The following is a 15,643-nucleotide window of genomic DNA, read 5'->3' as shown; positions in this document are numbered from 1 at the left end:
TTTTCCGGTCTTTCCCTGCACCCCGCCCCGCGGTATAGCCGAACGCCCGCGGGTCGCCAAGCCGCGCCGCTAGGCGCACCGCTCTAAACCGAGGCTTCACTCCGCGGCCGTTAGATGGCCGTTTCCCGAGGCTCGGGCCTCGCGATCCCGCCCGGGGCGACGGCGGCCGGAGGACAGGGCGCTCGGGGACGGCAGGGAAGAGCCATGCTACTGGACCGTATGATAAAGGAACTGATCGTCCGCCAGGCCCTGGTGGACGTCCATCGCGAGCATCTGAGCGACGGCTACGTCAGCGGCGCGCTCATCGAGGTGTCCTACAGCTACCTCTACCTCCGGCGCTTCGACGACGAGGGCCGCTACGACGGCTTGTCGGTGCTGCGCAAGGACGACATCACGCGGCTGGCCTGGGGCGGCAAGGAGCGCGAGGCGATCACCCGCCTGATCCGGCGCAGCGGCCAGTCGCCCGAAAGGCCCAAGATCGAGCTCGACTCCTTCCAGACGGTGATCCGAACCCTGGACGCCCACTTCGGTCACGCCGTGCTCTACACGGAGGAACTGGACAGCGACCTGGCCGCCGCCGGAGAGGTCGAGGAGATGGACGAGGAGACCGCGGTGCTGCGACTCTACGGCCCGAAGGAAAGCCTGGACCGCCCGCACAGCCTGCTGCACCTCGCCGACGTTACCCGGGTCGAGGCCGACACCACGCACCTGCGCAACCTGATCGCCCTCCACGACAAGCCCTCGCTTCGGGTCGAGACCTCGTGACCGGCCGTCGCGGCGCTTTCGCCGCGGCCAGAAGCAAGCTATCTAGGAGACCGGTGCCGGGATCTTGCGCGCGACCCGGACCTGCGTGCAGGCCGAGGCGCCCCAGCTGGTGGCAAGGCAGCCGTATTACCGTCGCTTTCGCGGAAACGAACCGGGAGCTATCCTTCGCCGATGTCGCAGTCATCCCGCCATAGGGACGCCGCCCTCGCCGCCCTCGCCTGGCAAGTCGAAGCCGGTGCGGACGAGGCGATCGGCGCGGCGGCGATCGACCGCTTCGCACGCTCGGCCGCGGCGGCAGAGGCGATGCGCCGGGGGAAGGCGCAGGCGGAAGCCGAGACCGCGCCGCGCCGCGAGCCGGCACGGGCACCCGACGGCCAGCAGGGCTTCTGGGAGGCAGCCCCGGCCGAGCTGCGCTCGGGCAGCGACGCCGTCGCGGCCGCCCGCCGGCTGGCCGCCGCCGCCCGCAACGTCGAGGAGTTGCGCGCCGCCCTTGTGGACTTCGACGGCTGTCCCCTGAAGCAGACCGCGACCAAGCTCGTCTTCGCCGACGGCAATCCGCAGGCCCGCTATATGATCGTCGGCGAGGCGCCGGGCCCGCAGGAGGATCGCCAGGGCATCCCCTTCGTCGGCCCGAGCGGCAAGCTTCTCGACGCCATGCTGGCCGCGATCGGCCTGGACCGGGATAGCGTCTACATCACCAACATGCTGTTCTGGCGGCCGCCGGGGAACCGCACCCCGACCGCCGCCGAGATCGCCACCTGCCTGCCCTTCACCGAGCGGCACATCGAGCTGGTGGCGCCTGACTACCTGATGCTGGTCGGCGGGTCCTCGGCCAAGTCCCTGCTGGGCCGTAGCGAGGGCGTCCTCAAGCTGCGCGGCCGCTGGTTCCACTACCAATCCCCGGGGATGCCGCGGCCGATCCCGGCCCTGGCGACGCTGCATCAGGCCTATCTTCTGCGCCAGCCGGCCCAGAAGCGCCTGGCTTGGCGCGATTTCCTCAGCTTCCGTGCGGCCTTTACCAGTGGCAGCGACCCGGCCGCCAGAGCGTGATCCATTTCGTTAACCGGATGTTATCGAGAACAATTGATAAAGAGGCCCGAGGCATTGGTTGCGGCAGCATTAACCAGAGTCAATTACCGCGCCCGAGGGGAGAGCTTAGTGAGATTCAGGCAGGTCCACCGGCTTCTCGTCGCCGCCGCCGTCGCGGCACCCGTCTTCGTCGCCCTCGCCCCGACGGCCCAGGCCGCGTCGCCGGACCCGGTTCCGGCCGCCCCCCGGATCGAGACGGGCCAGGTCGAAAATGGCCAAGTCGAGAATGGCCAAGTCGAGAATGGCAAGGCCGAGCCCGGCCGGGTCGAGACCGCCGAGGCCCAGGTCCAGACGGCCGAGGCCCCGGCCACGCTCGCGGCGCCGGGCGGCTTCGGCGAGAACGGCCTGCCGCTGGTCCTCTCGGCCGCTGACGCCGAGCGCTACCGCAAGATCTTCTTCCTCCAGCGCAACGGCAAATGGAAGGCTGCGGACAAGCAGATCGCGGCCCTGACCGACCGCCGGCTGATGGGCCACGTGCTGTACCAGCGCTTCATGCACCCCCGCCTCTACCGCGCGAAGTACAGCGAGCTGAAGCTGTGGATGGACCGCTATGCCGACCATCCCGACGCCGCACGCGTCTATCGCCTGGCCCTGAAGCGCCGGCCCAAGAACTACCGCCGCCCGCAGCGCCCGGTGTCGCCGAGCCGCTCGCTGCTGAGCCCGATCCGCAAGGTCGGAACCAGCGAGTACATGTCGCCGCGCAAGCGCAGCGCCAAGACCGGCCGCAAGGTCCGGCGGATCCAGCGCCAGGTCCGCCGCAACATCTACCGGACCCGCCTGTCGGCGACCGAGAAGCTGCTGCGCCAGAAGAGCACGCAGCGCCTTCTCGACCAGGTCGAGCTGGACGACGCCTACGCCCAGGTGGCGGCCGCCTGGTTCTACTACGGCAAGCCCAAGAAGGCCTTCGACCTGGCCGATCCGGCGGCCCGCCGCTCCGGCGGCGAGATCCCGATCGCCCATTGGACCGCCGGGCTGGCGGCCTGGCGCCTGCGCGACTTCGCCGCCGCCGCGCACCATTTCGAGGCCCTTGCGGAGTCGGACAGGGTATCGGCCTGGAACAAGTCCTCGGGCGCCTATTGGGCGGCCCGGGCGCACCTGCGGCTGCGCCAGCCGGCCGAGATGAGCCGCTGGCTGGCCCTGGCCGCCGACTACCCACGCACCTTCTACGGCCTGCTGGCGCGCCGCGCCCTGGGCATCGAGGCCAGCTTCGACTTCACGCCGCCGCGCTTCACCCCGGCAATGGTCGAGAGCCTGATGGCGCGGCCGGCCGGCGCCCGCGCCCTGGCCCTGGTCCAGGTCGGCCGGCGCGACATGGCGCAGCGCGAGCTGCTGCGGATGCGGGACTGGAACGAGCCGGAGACCGTCGACGCCCTGCTGGCCGTGGCTGACAGGGCCGGCCTGCCGGCGCTCGCGCTGAAGCTGGCGCGCCGCCTGGACCAGGGGGCCGGCCAGGCGACCTGGAACGGCACCTCCCTGGATGTCGCCCTCTATCCCCTGCCGCCCTGGGAGCCGCGCAAGGGCTTCCGGGTCGACCGCGCCCTGGTCTACGCCTTCATGCGCCAGGAATCGGCCTTCAAAACCCGGGCCAAGAGCCCGGACGGGGCCCGCGGCCTGATGCAGCTGATGCCGCGCACCGCCAGCTTCATCGGCCGCGATCGCAGCCTGCAGCGCCGCTCCGGGCGCGACCGGCTGTTCGATCCCGAGCTGAACATCGAGCTGGGCCAGAAGTACCTCGCCCACCTGCTGGACAACGCCCGGGTCGGCGGCAACCTCTTCCGCCTGACCGCGGCCTACAACGGCGGCCCCGGCAACCTGGGCCGCTGGCAGAAGCGGATGAGCTACGACAACGATCCGCTGCTGTTCATCGAAAGCCTGCCCGCCCGCGAGACCCGCCTTTTCATCGAGCGGGTCCTGACCAATCTATGGATATACAGGGAGCGCCTCGGCCAGCCCGCACCGTCGCTGGACGCCCTGGCGGCCGGCGACTGGCCGAGCTATAAGGCGCTCGACGGGAGTGCGAACGGGGTGGCACAGAATGGCAAACATCGATGACCGCAGGCCCTTCCAAGCGGTCAACATCGCGGTCCTGACGGTCTCCGACAGCAGGACCCTCGAGGACGACAAGTCCGGACGGACCCTGCAGGAGCTGATCGAGGCCGACGGCCACAAGGTGGTACGCCGCGAGATCCTGCGCGACGAGCAGGCCGCGCTCGAGGCCAAGCTGCGCGCCCTGGCGGCCGATCCCGAGGTCGACGTGGTGATCTCGACCGGCGGCACCGGGGTGACCGGACGCGACGTGACGCCGGAGGCCTTCGCCGCGGTGATCGAGAAGGAGATCCAGGGCTTCGGCGAGCTGTTCCGCTGGATCAGCTTCCAGAAGGTCGGCACCTCGACGATCCAGAGCCGGGCCATCGGCGGCGTCGCCGACGGCACCTACCTCTTCGCCCTGCCCGGCTCGCCCTCGGCCTGCCGGGACGGCTGGCAGGAGATCCTGCGCTACCAGCTCGACATCCGGCACCGGCCCTGCAACCTCGCGGAGCTCATGCCGCGGCTCAAGGAGCACCTCGACGCGGCGGAGTGACCAGCCGCGTCCAGGCTGCCGGATCGATCCGCGCCAGGTCGGCGGCGGTGTCGACGTCTTGAAGTTCGTCCAGAAGCACCACGCGACCGGCCATCTTCGCGCGGGTGTCCGCCAGGGCCTGCGGCCCGCCCCAACGCACGCCGGCGAAGGACAAACGCAGGGCCGGCCGGCGCCGCGCGCCGATCAGCCAGTAGCCGCCGTCGGCCGCCGGCCCGAGCACGAAGTCGGCCCGCCCCAGGGCCCGGAAGGCGGCGGCAACGCGCGTCGGGTCGATGCCCGGAATGTCGCTACCGAGGATGACCACCGGCCCGGGCGGCAGCCAGCGCAGCACCCGGCCCATCCGCGCCCCGAGGTCGCCTGCCCCCTGGGCGAGCAAGGGCCCGCGATGGCGCCAAACGGCGCCCGTGTCCCGCGCGGCCGGATCGGGCGTCACCGCGAGCCAGGTAGTCCAGCGCGGATCGCCCAACAGCCGGCGCAGCAGGACACGGGTGTTGAGGCGGTGGAAACGAAGAGCGACGAGCGCGCCCAAATCCTTTGCCAGCCGCCGCTTGACCCGCCCCAGGCGCGGGGCGCGGGCGAAGATCACCAGGTGCCGGGCGGGTTTTCTCCGGGCGGACGACAAGGCGCGGTGCCTAGCCGTAGAGCCGGCGCAGGGTCGCCGGCGGCACGCCGAGGAAGTAGAGCGTCAGGACCGAGAGGTTGCGCAGGGGCCTGAGCCACCAGCCGTCGCGGCGGTAGCGGTCGGCCGAGGTCACCGCGCGGCCCTCCAGGATAATCAGGCGCCGCCGGCCGATCCGCCGCACCAGATCGACGTCCTCCATCAGGACGAGCGGCCGGAAGCCGCCGACCTCTTCGTAGAGCTTGCGCGAAATCAGCAGCCCCTGGTCGCCGTAGGGCAGGCCCAGCCGGCGGCTGCGCCAGTTGGCCAGGGCCGCGATGAACCTCGCCGCGCCGTGCGAGGCGTCGAAGGCGAGTCGGAAGGCAGCGGCCCGCTCACCGCCCGGCGTTCCGGACACAAAGGCCTTCGCCTGGGCCGCCCAGCCCGCGCCGAGCCGGGTGTCCGCATGCAGGAACAGCAGCCAGGGTGCATCGCAGGCCTGCGCGCCCGCCGCCAGTTGCTGGCCGCGTCCGGCAGCGGCGGCGATCACCCGCGCTGCCTCGCCGAAGCGCTGCCGCAATTCGGGGTCGCCGTCGCCGCTGACCAGGACCACCTCGCCGACCAGACCTGCCGCCCGCCTCTCTTCCAGGGCGGCCAGGGTCGCCGCCAACGCCGGCGGCGCGCCCAGCACGGGGATCACGATGTCGAGTTTCGCAACCGCCATGCCCGCGTGATAGCACAGCCCTCCAGACGAAGTGACCCCAAAGGCTAACCCCTATCGGTCGCCGGCGGGATCGGGAGCCATGCCCTTCTTGGCGAGCTCATCCAAGGCTTTTTCGGATTTCTCGAGATGCGCCAGGCCCATGCCGCGCAGGACCTCGGGGGCCTTGGTGAACTGGATGTTCCGGTAGCCGACGATCTCGATCCGGTTGCCCCAGGGATCGAGGAAGTCGAGGAAGGGGCCGGGCAGGATCTCGACCCCCATCTCGTCGAGCTGCGCCCGCACCGCCTCCTTGTCGTCGACCACCAGCCCGAGGTGGCGGGCGTCGTCCGGGGCCTGGCGGCGGCCCTTTGAGAAATTAACGAACTGGTCGCCGAAATAGATGAAGGCCATGGTCTCGCTCCGGCTCTGCAGCTCGAAGTCCAGGAAACGGCCGTAGAACTCGAGCGCCTCGCCAATGTCGCCGACCTCCAGCGCCACGTGGTTGAATCCGATCGCGCGGGCCTTCTTCTCACCTGCCATGGCTCTCGACCTCTTCTTTTCGCAAAGATCACCGGTGTACCGAAGCATGTGGTGCCTTCGGACCGCAGGCCAAGGAAAGAAACCGGCGGGGGCGCTAATCCGCCGGCTCGCCATAGGCGCTGAAGCGGGCGAACCAGCCGTCTTCCGAGAAGAGCTCGCCCTGGAGGCCGTCACTGATCTCCGCGACGTTCTTGCCGTCGACCATGACCCGGACCTCGTTCTCGAAGTCGGCGGTTTCCTGCAAGGCGAATAGGAAGTCGTGCAGCCCGCCGTCGACACAGTCGATCACGCAGTTCCGAACGATGTCCCGTTGCGCCGCGCTCAAGGACGCGAGGTCGTTCTGCAGCTCTTGATCGCGCGGCGCCTTGAAGTGCCCGCGCGCCAAGAGATCGTATCGGTCGATGGCTCTGTCTCTGAACTTCCTCATAAGAAAGGAGCCGAACGTGTCGAGCGGGTCACGATCCATGTTGCAGCGCCTCCGGCAATAAGAACCCGGCCCCACAGTGCGGCATCAGCGGAAACACGCGAAGCCCGGATGTTGGCCCATGCGGGCAATCGGATCGCTCCAATCCCGACGGCAAGCCTCCTGACAAGCCTCTGTCGGGAGGCCTCTGCTATACAGACCGCTGCTACCGAAGACGCCACCTGGAAAGCGAGCGCATGGCCGAGCTGTCGACCTACCTGCCCGGAATCTTTCTGGCCTATTCGGCCTTCCTGCTGTCCATCATGAGCCCCGGCCCGAACGTCCTGGCGATCCTGGGGACCTCGATGAGCGCCGGACGGCGCGCCGGTTTGGGCTTGGCGGGCGGCGTCGCCGCCGGATCCTGCTGCTGGGCCCTGCTGACGGCGGCCGGCCTCTCCGCCCTGCTCGCCTCCTACGCCGCGGCGCTGACGGTCATTAAGGTCGTGGGCGGCCTCTACCTGCTGTGGCTCGCCTACAAATCGTTCCGCGCCGCAGCCTCTGCCCACGACATTGCCGCGACGACGCTGTCCGGCGGCCGGCGCGGCCCCTTCGGCTATTTCCTGCGCGGCCTGGCGATCCAGATGACCAACCCCAAGGCCGCCCTGGCCTGGATCGCGATCATCTCCCTCGGCCTCCAGCCCGACGCGCCGCTCTGGGTCGCCTTCGTCATCGTGGCAGGCACCGGCCTTCTGTCGCTGCTGATCCACTGCCTCTACGCCCTGGCCTTCTCAACGACCGCCATGCTGCGGCTCTACGGCAAGGCGCGACGGGCGATTCAGGCGGCCCTCTGCGCATTCTTCGGCCTCGCAGGGCTCAAGCTGCTCAGCAGCCGGCTCTAGCGGGTATCCCCGGCGCCGGCGGCGGCAGCCTGCTGGCGTTCGGCCTCGTCGTCCAGGATCCGGCGGGCGGCCGCGGCGGCGGCTTCCTTGGTCTTGCCGTTCTCGGCGTCGCCGCTCACGTGGACGGTGACCTCGCGGCTGGCGAAGGTGATGCCCTCCCGCGCGAAGGCGGCGCGAATCCGGTGCAGCAGCTCGCGGCGTAGGACGAACTGTTCCCCAGGCTTGGCCATGAACTTCACCCGCAGGATCATCGCCGAGTCGTCCATCTGCAGGACGCCCTGGGACTTCGGCGGATCCAGCAGCATCGGGCCCAGATCCGGGTCCTCGGACATCTCCAGGCCGATCTGCTTGACGATCTTCTTCACCTTCACGGGATCGGTGTCGTAGGTCAGCCGCATCGGCAGCTTCATGATCACCCAGTCGCGCGAGTAGTTGGTCAGGGTCCGGATCTCCCCGAAGGGAATGGTGTTCAACGGCCCGCGATGGTGGCGCAGGCGCAGGCTGCGGACCGAGATCTTCTCCACCGTGCCCTTGGCGGCGCCGACGTCGATGTATTCGCCCATGCGGAAGGCGTCGTCGATCAGGAAAAAGGCGCCGGAGACGATGTCCCGTACCAGGGTCTGGGCGCCGAAGCCGATGGCGATGCCGACCACGCCGGCGCCGGCCAGCAGCGGGCCGATGTCGACCCCGAGGCCCGAGAGCGCGGTCATGACCGCCATGACCGCGATGGTGGCGAAGGCGAAGGAGCGCAGCAGCGGCAGCAGGGTCGCCGTCCGGGTCGCGCCGGCGCCGCCGCCCTCGCCGCCGGGGGCCGCGTGCTCGCCCGGTTCGCCGCCGCCTTCGGCCTCAAGGCGGCTGTCGATCATGGCGCTGACCAGCTGCCAGATGACGTAGCCGACCAGGGCCGTGACGCCGACGTTGATCGTCGCCGCGACCAGCCAGCCGCCGATCCCGATGCCCTCGAGAGCCTCGACGTGGAAGCCCCAGAGCGACAGGAAGACCGCCGCGGCGCCGACCACGATCAGGACCCGTATGGCGCGCCTCAAGGCGGCGCAGACGGCGCTGTCGGCGCCGTAGCGCGCGGAGAGGAAGCGCCCGATCATGATGTCCAGCGCCGGCGCGGCGACGAAGAGCAGTAGGCTGATCAGCCCGGTGTTGGTGTTGTTGGTCTGCTCGCCCTGCAGCAGGAGCTGTCCCATGGCGAGACCGAAGACCAGCAGCATGTAGGCGCTGGCCAGGTAATGCCAGCTGTCGGCCAGCAGGCGGCGCAGGTAGCTCCAGCCGCCGGATTCCTCGGAGTCGCCGCGGATCAGGGCGGCAACGTCTTTGCGGATGGTCCACAGCCCAACGATAAGCAGCAAGATGAAGACCGTCCCCACCATCATCACCAGGAACAGGTGCATCGTCGGCGGCGCCCCGTAGATCGCCAGGAGGGCGCAGGTGAGGAACCCGAAGTTCCAGATCAACGCCAACGCAAGCATGAAGCGACGGACCCGCAGAGTCGGCCGGTCCTCAAGAGGCAGGAGCCGGTAGACCCGCCACTTGAACGGCAGGAAGAACTCCGTCATCGCCATGACGAACAGCGTGCCGGCGGTGGCGGAGACGAAGGTGCCGAGGAAGAAGCGGGCCGCCTCGTCGCCGTGCCAGAAGGTGAAGACCACGACGATCGCCGCCACATAGAAGATGACCACGCCGGAGAGCTCCAACAGCAACCAGACGATGGCATCCCCGATGACGGCGAGGGAGGCGTAAGCGCCGATGTCGGCACTTCGTGCCGCGAGCTTTTCCTGGTGCTTGCCGACGAAGCGGCGCCAGAAGAAGCGTGCCGCGAAGCCGAGACCGAGGACGACCAGCAGCCCGAGCAGCGTGATTAGGATCCCGCCGCTGCCTTCCAGCCGGGTCGCGACCAGGGTCAGCATGGAGGGCGCCTCGGGGGCCTGCGCGAGTACCTCGGCGAGGCGGCCCTGCAAGGTCCCACCCACGTCCTCGATACCCATCAGCATGCCGAGGGAGCCCGCGTCGGCGCCCTCCGCTTCGGGCTTGGCGGCCTTGTCGAGCTGCTCGATGAGGATGGCGCGGACCTGCTCGTCGGAAAGCCCGGCGACCAGCCCCCGAACCTGCGCCGGCGTCAGCTCTTCCGGCAGCGCGACCTCCTCGGCGGCCGGCGTCTCCTCGCCGGCGGTCTGGCCGATGAAGGCCTGGGCATGGGCGGCGCCGGGCGCCCAGGCGGCGGCGAGGATCACGATAATCAGGCCGAGCGGCAGAAGACGCCGGCCCGAGGCCAAGAGTCCCGTCCGGCGGGACGACCCGCTCCGAATTCCAGGCATCGATCGCTCCATCCGCTCCCCTGCCGCGGCCTCCCGAGGGCTCGAGGGACCGCTTCGCCGAGGACTATAACCCAAAATGCAGCGCGCACCGAAAGGCCCGGGATCCGCCCTCGCCGGGCGCGGGACGAATTGACTCCCGCAGGCTTTTGCCCTTTATCGCCGCCATGGCCGACTTGCCCGCACTCCATGCCGCCCTGGTCCGGCTGCCCGGCTTCGCCGCGGTCGCGCCGGCGGACCTCGTGCCGCTGCAGGACAAAGGCCTGGCGCACGACCACATCCGCGTCGCCGGGCGCGGCCTGCTGCTGCGGGTGCCCAAGCAGAGCCAGTTCGGCCTCTCGGCCGAGGTCAACCTGCGCTACCAGGCCACCTGCTTCGAGCGCGCCAGCCGCAGCGGCCAGGCGCCGAAGCTGCACGGCCTACTGCCGCCGAGCGCGGCGCTACCCATGGGCGCGCTGCTGGTCGAGGAGATCGCCGGCCGGCCGCCGAGCCTGCCCCGGGACCTGCCGGCCCTGGCCGCCTGCATGGCGCGGGTGCATTCCCTGCCGCTGCCGCCGCCCGAGCAGCGGCCGCCGCTGGAGGACCATCGCGACCCGGTGGCCGGGGCGATGCAAGAGATCGAAGCTCAGGCCCGCTTTCTCGACGAGGCCGGCCTAAGCGCGCAGGCCCGCGCCGAGATCGAGGACGAGCTGGCCTGGGCCCGCGGCTTCCGAGCCGAGGTCGCGGGACGGCCGCAGCCCATCACCCTGGTGCTAACCGACACCCACCCCGGCAACTTCCTGATCGAGGGAAGTCCGGACGGCGAGGCCAAGGCGGTGATCGTCGACCTGGAGAAGGCGCTCTACGGTTCGCCCGGCATCGATCTCGCCCACGCCACGGTCTACTCCTCGACCACCTGGGACCTGGAGGTCTACGCCGAGCTTTCCATCGACGAGGTCGCGGTCTTCTACCGCCACTACCTGGAGATCGCCGCCCCGGATCTGGCCGCCGCGCTCGGGCCCTGGCTCGTGCCGCTGCGCCGCTTGCTCTTCCTGCGCGCTATCACCTGGTGCGCGAAGTGGCGGGTCCTGCACCGCCGCGACCGCGCCGCCGATAAGCATGCCGCCGAAAACGCCGAGGATTGGTCGGCCGAGAACACCGACGCCGCGACCATCGCCCACGTCGCCGGCCGGGTCGACGACTACCTCTCGGCTGCCACGCTGCAACGCATGCGCGGCGAATGGCGGAGCCGTCCGGGGCTGGAGAAGCTGATTTAGGTTATGGCGAAAGCCCGGGGTCTGGCACACTCCTTGGACCATGACCCTGATCTTCACCGTCACCTTTCCACGCGCCCATCCCAACGCCATCCGGCAGGCGGTCGAGGCGGCCAGGGACGTTGCCGGCACGCAGGTCTCGGATCCCAAGCCGGAATGGCTGTCCGCGACCTCGCCGCCTGTGGTCGAGCTGACGGAGGCCCAGGATCTGCTCAGCGATGAAGTTGATGGCGAGGACGGGACCTGGAACTTCAGCGCCGAGGGCCGGGCGCGCATCGCTCGCGCCCTGGAGGTCCTCTGCGAAGCGGCGCACGACCTGATGCTGGTCCGGGCCGCCCGGGCGGACGACCCGGCGCTCCGGACCGAGCCGCTGACCATCGACGCGCTGTCCCGGCTGGTCCTGGACAACCGGCTTGGCCGCCAGACCATCTACGAGGTGCGCCGGCACTGAGTTCGCTCGCGGCGAAAGGCGTGCCGCCTGCCAAGGCGCCTTGCGGGCGAAGAAATCCGAGACAATTGTTCTTGTTTTGTTCCTTTTCTTGAGCTAGCCTCGAAACATGGACGAGCGGCTGCCGGATCGCCCGAAGAAGGGCCGCGGCGCCGTCTCCAACCCCGACAACCGCTACGAGTCCACCGGCCGGATCGCGGTCGACGACGGCTGGGCCTCGGCGGCCGGCGGCGCGGAGGGGGCGGAGGCGGAAGCGCCGCTGCGCACCGTCGTCCTGGCCGACAGCTCCAAGAGCGTGATCGCGCGCAACGACTCCCCCGACGTGCCCTTCGACAAGTCGGTCAACCCCTACCGGGGCTGCGAGCACGGCTGCGTCTACTGCTTCGCCCGCCCGACCCACGCCTACCTCGGCATGTCGCCGGGCCTCGACTTCGAGACCCGGATCATGGCCAAGCACGAGGTCGCCGCCCTGCTCGAGAAGGAGCTCGCCAAGCCCTCCTACAAGCCGCAGCCCATCGCGCTGGGCACCAACACCGATCCCTACCAGCCGGTCGAGCGGCGCCTGGCCCTGACCCGGCAGATCCTCGAGGTGCTGTGGCGGGCGCGCAACCCGGTGACCATCGTCACCAAGTCCGACCTGGTGGTCCGCGACCTCGACATCCTGGGGCCCATGGCCGCCGCCGGCCTGGCCAAGGTCTGCGTCTCGGTGACGACGCTGGAGCGCGGGCTCGCCCGGGTGATGGAGCCGCGCGCGCCCGCCCCGGTCAAGCGCCTGGCGGCGATCCGCAAGCTCGCCGGGGCCGGGGTGCCGAGCGGGGTCATGGCGGCGCCGATGATCCCGGCCCTCAACGACAGCGAGCTGGAGGCGATCCTCGAGGCCGGTGCGGCGGCCGGGGCTAAGCTCGCCGGCTACGTCCTGCTGCGCCTGCCGCTGGAGCTCAAGGAGCTCTTCGAGGAATGGCTGGAGGCGCATTTCCCCGAGCGCAAGGAGCGGGTGCTCAACCAATTGCGCGCGGCCCGCGGCGGCCGGCTCTACGAATCCCGATGGGGCGAGCGCATGCGCGGCAAGGGCGTCGAGGCCGAGCTGCTGGCCCGCCGCTTCGACCTCGCCGCCAAGCGCCTCGGCCTCGATCATCAGCGCGAGGACTGGCGTCTCGACAGCAGCCAGTTCCTCCGCCCGCAGCCCAAGAGCGCCCAGCTGACGCTGTTCTGACGCGCTAAACGGCGCCGCTTCTCCGCTGTCATCACCGGGCTCGACCCGGTGATCCATGGTCGAGGCGGGAGAACAAGCGGATCCATGGATGCCCGGGTCAAGCCCGGGCATGACAGCTGGGGGCTGGCAGGAGAGGGAAAACAAAGTCGGATATGCCCTACTACGTCTACATCCTGGCCAGCCGTCGCAACGGCACGCTCTACACCGGCGTGACGAACAACCTAATACGGCGCGGCTACGAGCACAGGGAAGGCATAGGCAGCCGCTTCGCGCGCAGGTACGGCGTCAGACTCCTGGTGCACTTCGAGGTCTTCCAGGACGTCAGACAAGCCATTCGGCGAGAGAAGGCAATCAAGAGCTGGCCGCGGGCCTGGAAGATCGACCTGATCGAGAAAGACAACCCAACTTGGCGCGATCTGTATCCGGAGATTGCGATCTAGGCCACCCTTCCCCTGTCATCACCGGGCTTGACCCGGTGATCCATGTTTGAGGGCGGGCGCCATGCGGCACCATGGATGCCCGGGTCAAGCCCGGGCATGACAGCCGGGGGGTTTGCAGCATCGCGAAACAGGACGTCAGGTGGCTTGTATGAGCGGATCGTCGCAGTTCCAAGCCCGCTGTGACTTCCGCCACCGCGCCGCCACATTCCTTGTGGAGACTGGCGAATCACGACACTCTTGGGAGCGGGGATCGACGGTCCCTTCACGCCTCCCGTGCTAAGGTAACCGCCATGGACGGCCTCGGCGCGATCCAGGACATTCAGGAGCAGATCCAGCATCACTACCAGCTGACCAACATCGCGGTGGTGGTGCTGGCGGCGCTGGGCTGCGGGCTGCTGATGCTGCGTCTGCGGCAGCCGGCCCTGGTCGGCTACATCCTGGCTGGCGCCATCCTCGGCCCCAGCGGTTTCGCCCTGGTCGACAACCGTGAGACCATCGCGCTCTTCGCCGAGCTCGGCGTCCTGATGCTGCTCTTCCTGATCGGCATGGAGCTCTCGCTGCGCGGCTTCCGCGAGGTCTGGAAGATCGCCCTGACCACGACCCTGCTGCAGATCGTCGTCGGCCTGATGGCCATGACCGCGCTCTCGGCGGCGACCGGCTGGAGCGCGCAGCTGACCATCCTGCTCGGCTTCGCGGTGGCGCTGTCCTCGACCGCGGTCGCGATCAAGATGCTGGAGGACATCGGCGAGCTCAGGACCCGGGTTGGCCAGATCACCGTCGGCGTGCTGATCGCCCAGGACCTCGCGGTGGTGCCGATGATGCTGATCGTCGGCTCCTTCGGTTCCAGCGACGCGCCGGCCGTCGAGGCGGTCCTCAAGGTTGGCCTTTCTGTCGGCTTCTTGGCGCTGCTGATCTTCTACCTGAGCCGGCGCAAGCGCATCCAGCTGCCCTTCACCCGGCTGGTCGGCAAGAGCGCCGACCTGACGCCGCTGGCCGGCCTCGCCTTCTGCTTCGGCGCCTCGACGATCTCCGGCCTGCTCGGCCTGTCGGCGGCCTACGGGGCCTTCCTGGCCGGCCTGGTGATCGGCAACTCAACCGCCCGCAAGGGCATGCTGCGCCACAGCCAGCCGATCCAGGCCATCCTTCTTATGGTCTTCTTCCTGTCGATCGGCCTGCTGATCGACCTGCGCTTCGTCTGGGACAACCTGACCACCTTCCTGGTCATCATCGTCTTCGTCGCCGTCCTGAAGACCGCGCTCAACATCGGCCTGCTGCGGGCCCTGGGCGAGCCCTGGCACCGCGCCTACCTCTCCGGCGTCTTGCTGGCCCAAATGGGCGAGTTCTCCTTCATCCTCGCCGCCCTCGGGCTCAGCGTCGGCGCGATCTCCTGGGAGAACCACCGCTTCCTGGTCTCGATCACCGCCCTGTCCCTGGTCACCGCGCCCTTCTGGCTGACCCTGGCCCGGCGCCTCAACCGCATCGCCCTGCTGCGGGTCACCTCGGGCAAGGAGATCCTGCGCCTGACCCTCGGCTCGGAGCTGCGCCTGGTCATCAAGTCGGCGCTCCAGGCGGAGAACAGTCTGGCCGCGATCTGGACCGCCGCCGGCAACTGGATCCGGCGCAAGCGAAAGGCGCCGCCGGAGGCCGCCCTGCGGCAGGTGGCGGCGGAGGGCGGCGAGGCGGTCCCCGCCCTCGCCAAGCCGGAGCGCAAGCCCGAGTGATGCCCGACTACGCCCTGGAGTCCCGCCTCGGCGCCCTGCACGGCGGCCGCGTCGCCGGCATCGACGAGGCCGGCCGCGGGCCCTGGGCCGGTCCGGTGGTGGCCGCGGCGGTAGTCTTGGACCGCGACGCCCTGCCGCCGGCGCTGCTCGCACGGCTGGACGACTCCAAGGCCCTGAAGCCGGCCGAGCGCGAGGCGATCCACGACGCACTGGAGGCCGAGGCTGAGCTGGGAAAGGTCTGGATCGGCCGCGGCCAGGCCGAGGTCGAGGAGATCGACCGGCTGAACATCTTGGCGGCGACCATGGCCGCCATGGCCCGGGCGCTCGCGGCGCTGACGCCGGCGCCGGCGGCGGCCCTGGTCGACGGCAACCGCCTGCCCGCGCTCGCCTGCCCGGCCGAGGCCGTGGTCAAGGGCGACGGCCGCAGCCTGTCGATCGCCGCCGCCTCGATCGTCGCCAAGGTCACCCGCGACCGCGAGATGGCGGCCCTGGCCCGGCGCTTCCCCGGCTACGGCTGGGAGCGCAACCGGGGCTACGGCACCGCCGAGCACCAAGCGGCGCTGGCCAGCCTGGGCGTGACCCCGGCCCACCGCCGCACTTTCCGGCCAATACGGGAATTGCTTTCAGGCGGCTAGCCTCTATTTTTCGACTCGACTCCGGGAATTC

General features: G+C 69.8%; 16 protein-coding genes. 11 read left to right on the top strand and 5 right to left on the bottom strand.

All coding sequences use genetic code 11. From position 1 onward, the window contains the following. Nucleotides 1-204 precede the first annotated feature (204 nt). The 4 genes from QNJ30_04065 to moaB all read left to right on the top strand — a co-directional run bounded on the left by QNJ30_04065 (nt 205) and on the right by moaB (nt 4,435). Nucleotides 205-765 carry a hypothetical protein gene (locus tag QNJ30_04065; protein ID MDJ0942611.1) on the top strand — a complete coding sequence of 187 codons (561 nt, stop codon included), beginning with the start codon at nt 205-207 and terminating at the stop codon, nt 763-765. Between the two features lie 171 nt (nt 766-936). After that, the gene (locus QNJ30_04060; GenBank protein ID MDJ0942610.1) at nt 937-1,815 is read left to right on the top strand and encodes a uracil-DNA glycosylase; all 879 of its coding nucleotides are present in this window, start codon (nt 937-939) and stop codon (nt 1,813-1,815) included. 108 nt (nt 1,816-1,923) lie between these two features. Beyond that, nucleotides 1,924-3,906: a lytic transglycosylase domain-containing protein gene (locus tag QNJ30_04055; protein ID MDJ0942609.1), complete on the top strand. Its 1,983-nt coding sequence runs from the start codon at nt 1,924-1,926 to the stop codon at nt 3,904-3,906. Beyond that, nucleotides 3,890-4,435 carry a molybdenum cofactor biosynthesis protein B gene (moaB, locus tag QNJ30_04050; protein ID MDJ0942608.1) on the top strand — a complete coding sequence of 182 codons (546 nt, stop codon included), beginning with the start codon at nt 3,890-3,892 and terminating at the stop codon, nt 4,433-4,435. Before QNJ30_04055 ends, moaB begins: the two co-directional genes overlap by 17 nt. On the opposite strand, the gene QNJ30_04045 is transcribed toward moaB, so the two are convergent. The 4 genes from QNJ30_04045 to QNJ30_04030 form a co-directional block, all read right to left on the bottom strand. After that, complete coding sequence (locus QNJ30_04045; protein ID MDJ0942607.1) at nt 4,407-5,057, bottom strand: TIGR04282 family arsenosugar biosynthesis glycosyltransferase; 651 nt, start codon at nt 5,055-5,057, stop codon at nt 4,407-4,409. The genes moaB and QNJ30_04045 overlap by 29 nt on opposite strands. A 10-nt stretch (nt 5,058-5,067) precedes the next feature. Continuing rightward, the gene (locus QNJ30_04040; GenBank protein ID MDJ0942606.1) at nt 5,068-5,757 is read right to left on the bottom strand and encodes a glycosyl transferase family 2; all 690 of its coding nucleotides are present in this window, start codon (nt 5,755-5,757) and stop codon (nt 5,068-5,070) included. 51 nt (nt 5,758-5,808) lie between these two features. Further along, the gene (locus QNJ30_04035) at nt 5,809-6,276 is read right to left on the bottom strand and encodes a VOC family protein (GenBank protein MDJ0942605.1); all 468 of its coding nucleotides are present in this window, start codon (nt 6,274-6,276) and stop codon (nt 5,809-5,811) included. Between the two features lie 94 nt (nt 6,277-6,370). Then, nucleotides 6,371-6,703, bottom strand: a complete 333-nt coding sequence (locus tag QNJ30_04030) for a hypothetical protein (protein ID MDJ0942604.1) — start codon at nt 6,701-6,703, stop codon at nt 6,371-6,373. Nucleotides 6,704-6,936: 233 nt separating this feature from the next. Here QNJ30_04030 and QNJ30_04025 point away from each other — a divergent pair, with 233 nt between their 5' ends. Next, nucleotides 6,937-7,578: a LysE family transporter gene (locus QNJ30_04025; protein MDJ0942603.1), complete on the top strand. Its 642-nt coding sequence runs from the start codon at nt 6,937-6,939 to the stop codon at nt 7,576-7,578. On the opposite strand, the gene QNJ30_04020 is transcribed toward QNJ30_04025, so the two are convergent. Further along, nucleotides 7,575-9,905: a mechanosensitive ion channel family protein gene (locus QNJ30_04020; protein MDJ0942602.1), complete on the bottom strand. Its 2,331-nt coding sequence runs from the start codon at nt 9,903-9,905 to the stop codon at nt 7,575-7,577. The two genes, QNJ30_04025 and QNJ30_04020, sit on opposite strands and share 4 nt — an antisense overlap. A 164-nt stretch (nt 9,906-10,069) precedes the next feature. On the opposite strand from QNJ30_04020, the gene QNJ30_04015 reads away from it, so the two are divergent. From QNJ30_04015 to QNJ30_03990, 6 genes are all read left to right on the top strand, one after another. Next, entirely contained in the window at nt 10,070-11,158 is a 1,089-nt protein-coding gene (locus QNJ30_04015) for a phosphotransferase (protein ID MDJ0942601.1), read from the top strand. A gap of 40 nt (nt 11,159-11,198) precedes the next feature. Then, complete coding sequence (locus QNJ30_04010; GenBank protein ID MDJ0942600.1) at nt 11,199-11,606, top strand: hypothetical protein; 408 nt, start codon at nt 11,199-11,201, stop codon at nt 11,604-11,606. Between the two features lie 106 nt (nt 11,607-11,712). Beyond that, a complete protein-coding gene (locus tag QNJ30_04005; GenBank protein MDJ0942599.1) occupies nt 11,713-12,816 on the top strand; it encodes a PA0069 family radical SAM protein in 1,104 nt (367 codons plus the stop codon). A 152-nt stretch (nt 12,817-12,968) separates the two neighbouring features. Beyond that, nucleotides 12,969-13,256 carry a GIY-YIG nuclease family protein gene (locus QNJ30_04000; GenBank protein ID MDJ0942598.1) on the top strand — a complete coding sequence of 96 codons (288 nt, stop codon included), beginning with the start codon at nt 12,969-12,971 and terminating at the stop codon, nt 13,254-13,256. Nucleotides 13,257-13,546: 290 nt separating this feature from the next. After that, nucleotides 13,547-14,977, top strand: a complete 1,431-nt coding sequence (locus QNJ30_03995; GenBank protein ID MDJ0942597.1) for a cation:proton antiporter — start codon at nt 13,547-13,549, stop codon at nt 14,975-14,977. Beyond that, nucleotides 14,977-15,612: a ribonuclease HII gene (locus QNJ30_03990; protein ID MDJ0942596.1), complete on the top strand. Its 636-nt coding sequence runs from the start codon at nt 14,977-14,979 to the stop codon at nt 15,610-15,612. Before QNJ30_03995 ends, QNJ30_03990 begins: the two co-directional genes overlap by 1 nt. Nucleotides 15,613-15,643 lie beyond the last annotated feature (31 nt).

It is taken from the genome of Kiloniellales bacterium (genome assembly GCA_030066685.1).
GTDB lineage: Bacteria > Pseudomonadota > Alphaproteobacteria > Kiloniellales > JAKSBE01 > JAKSBE01.
Note: the sequence above shows the minus strand (reverse complement) of the source record. Positions and strands in the feature narration are given on the sequence as shown.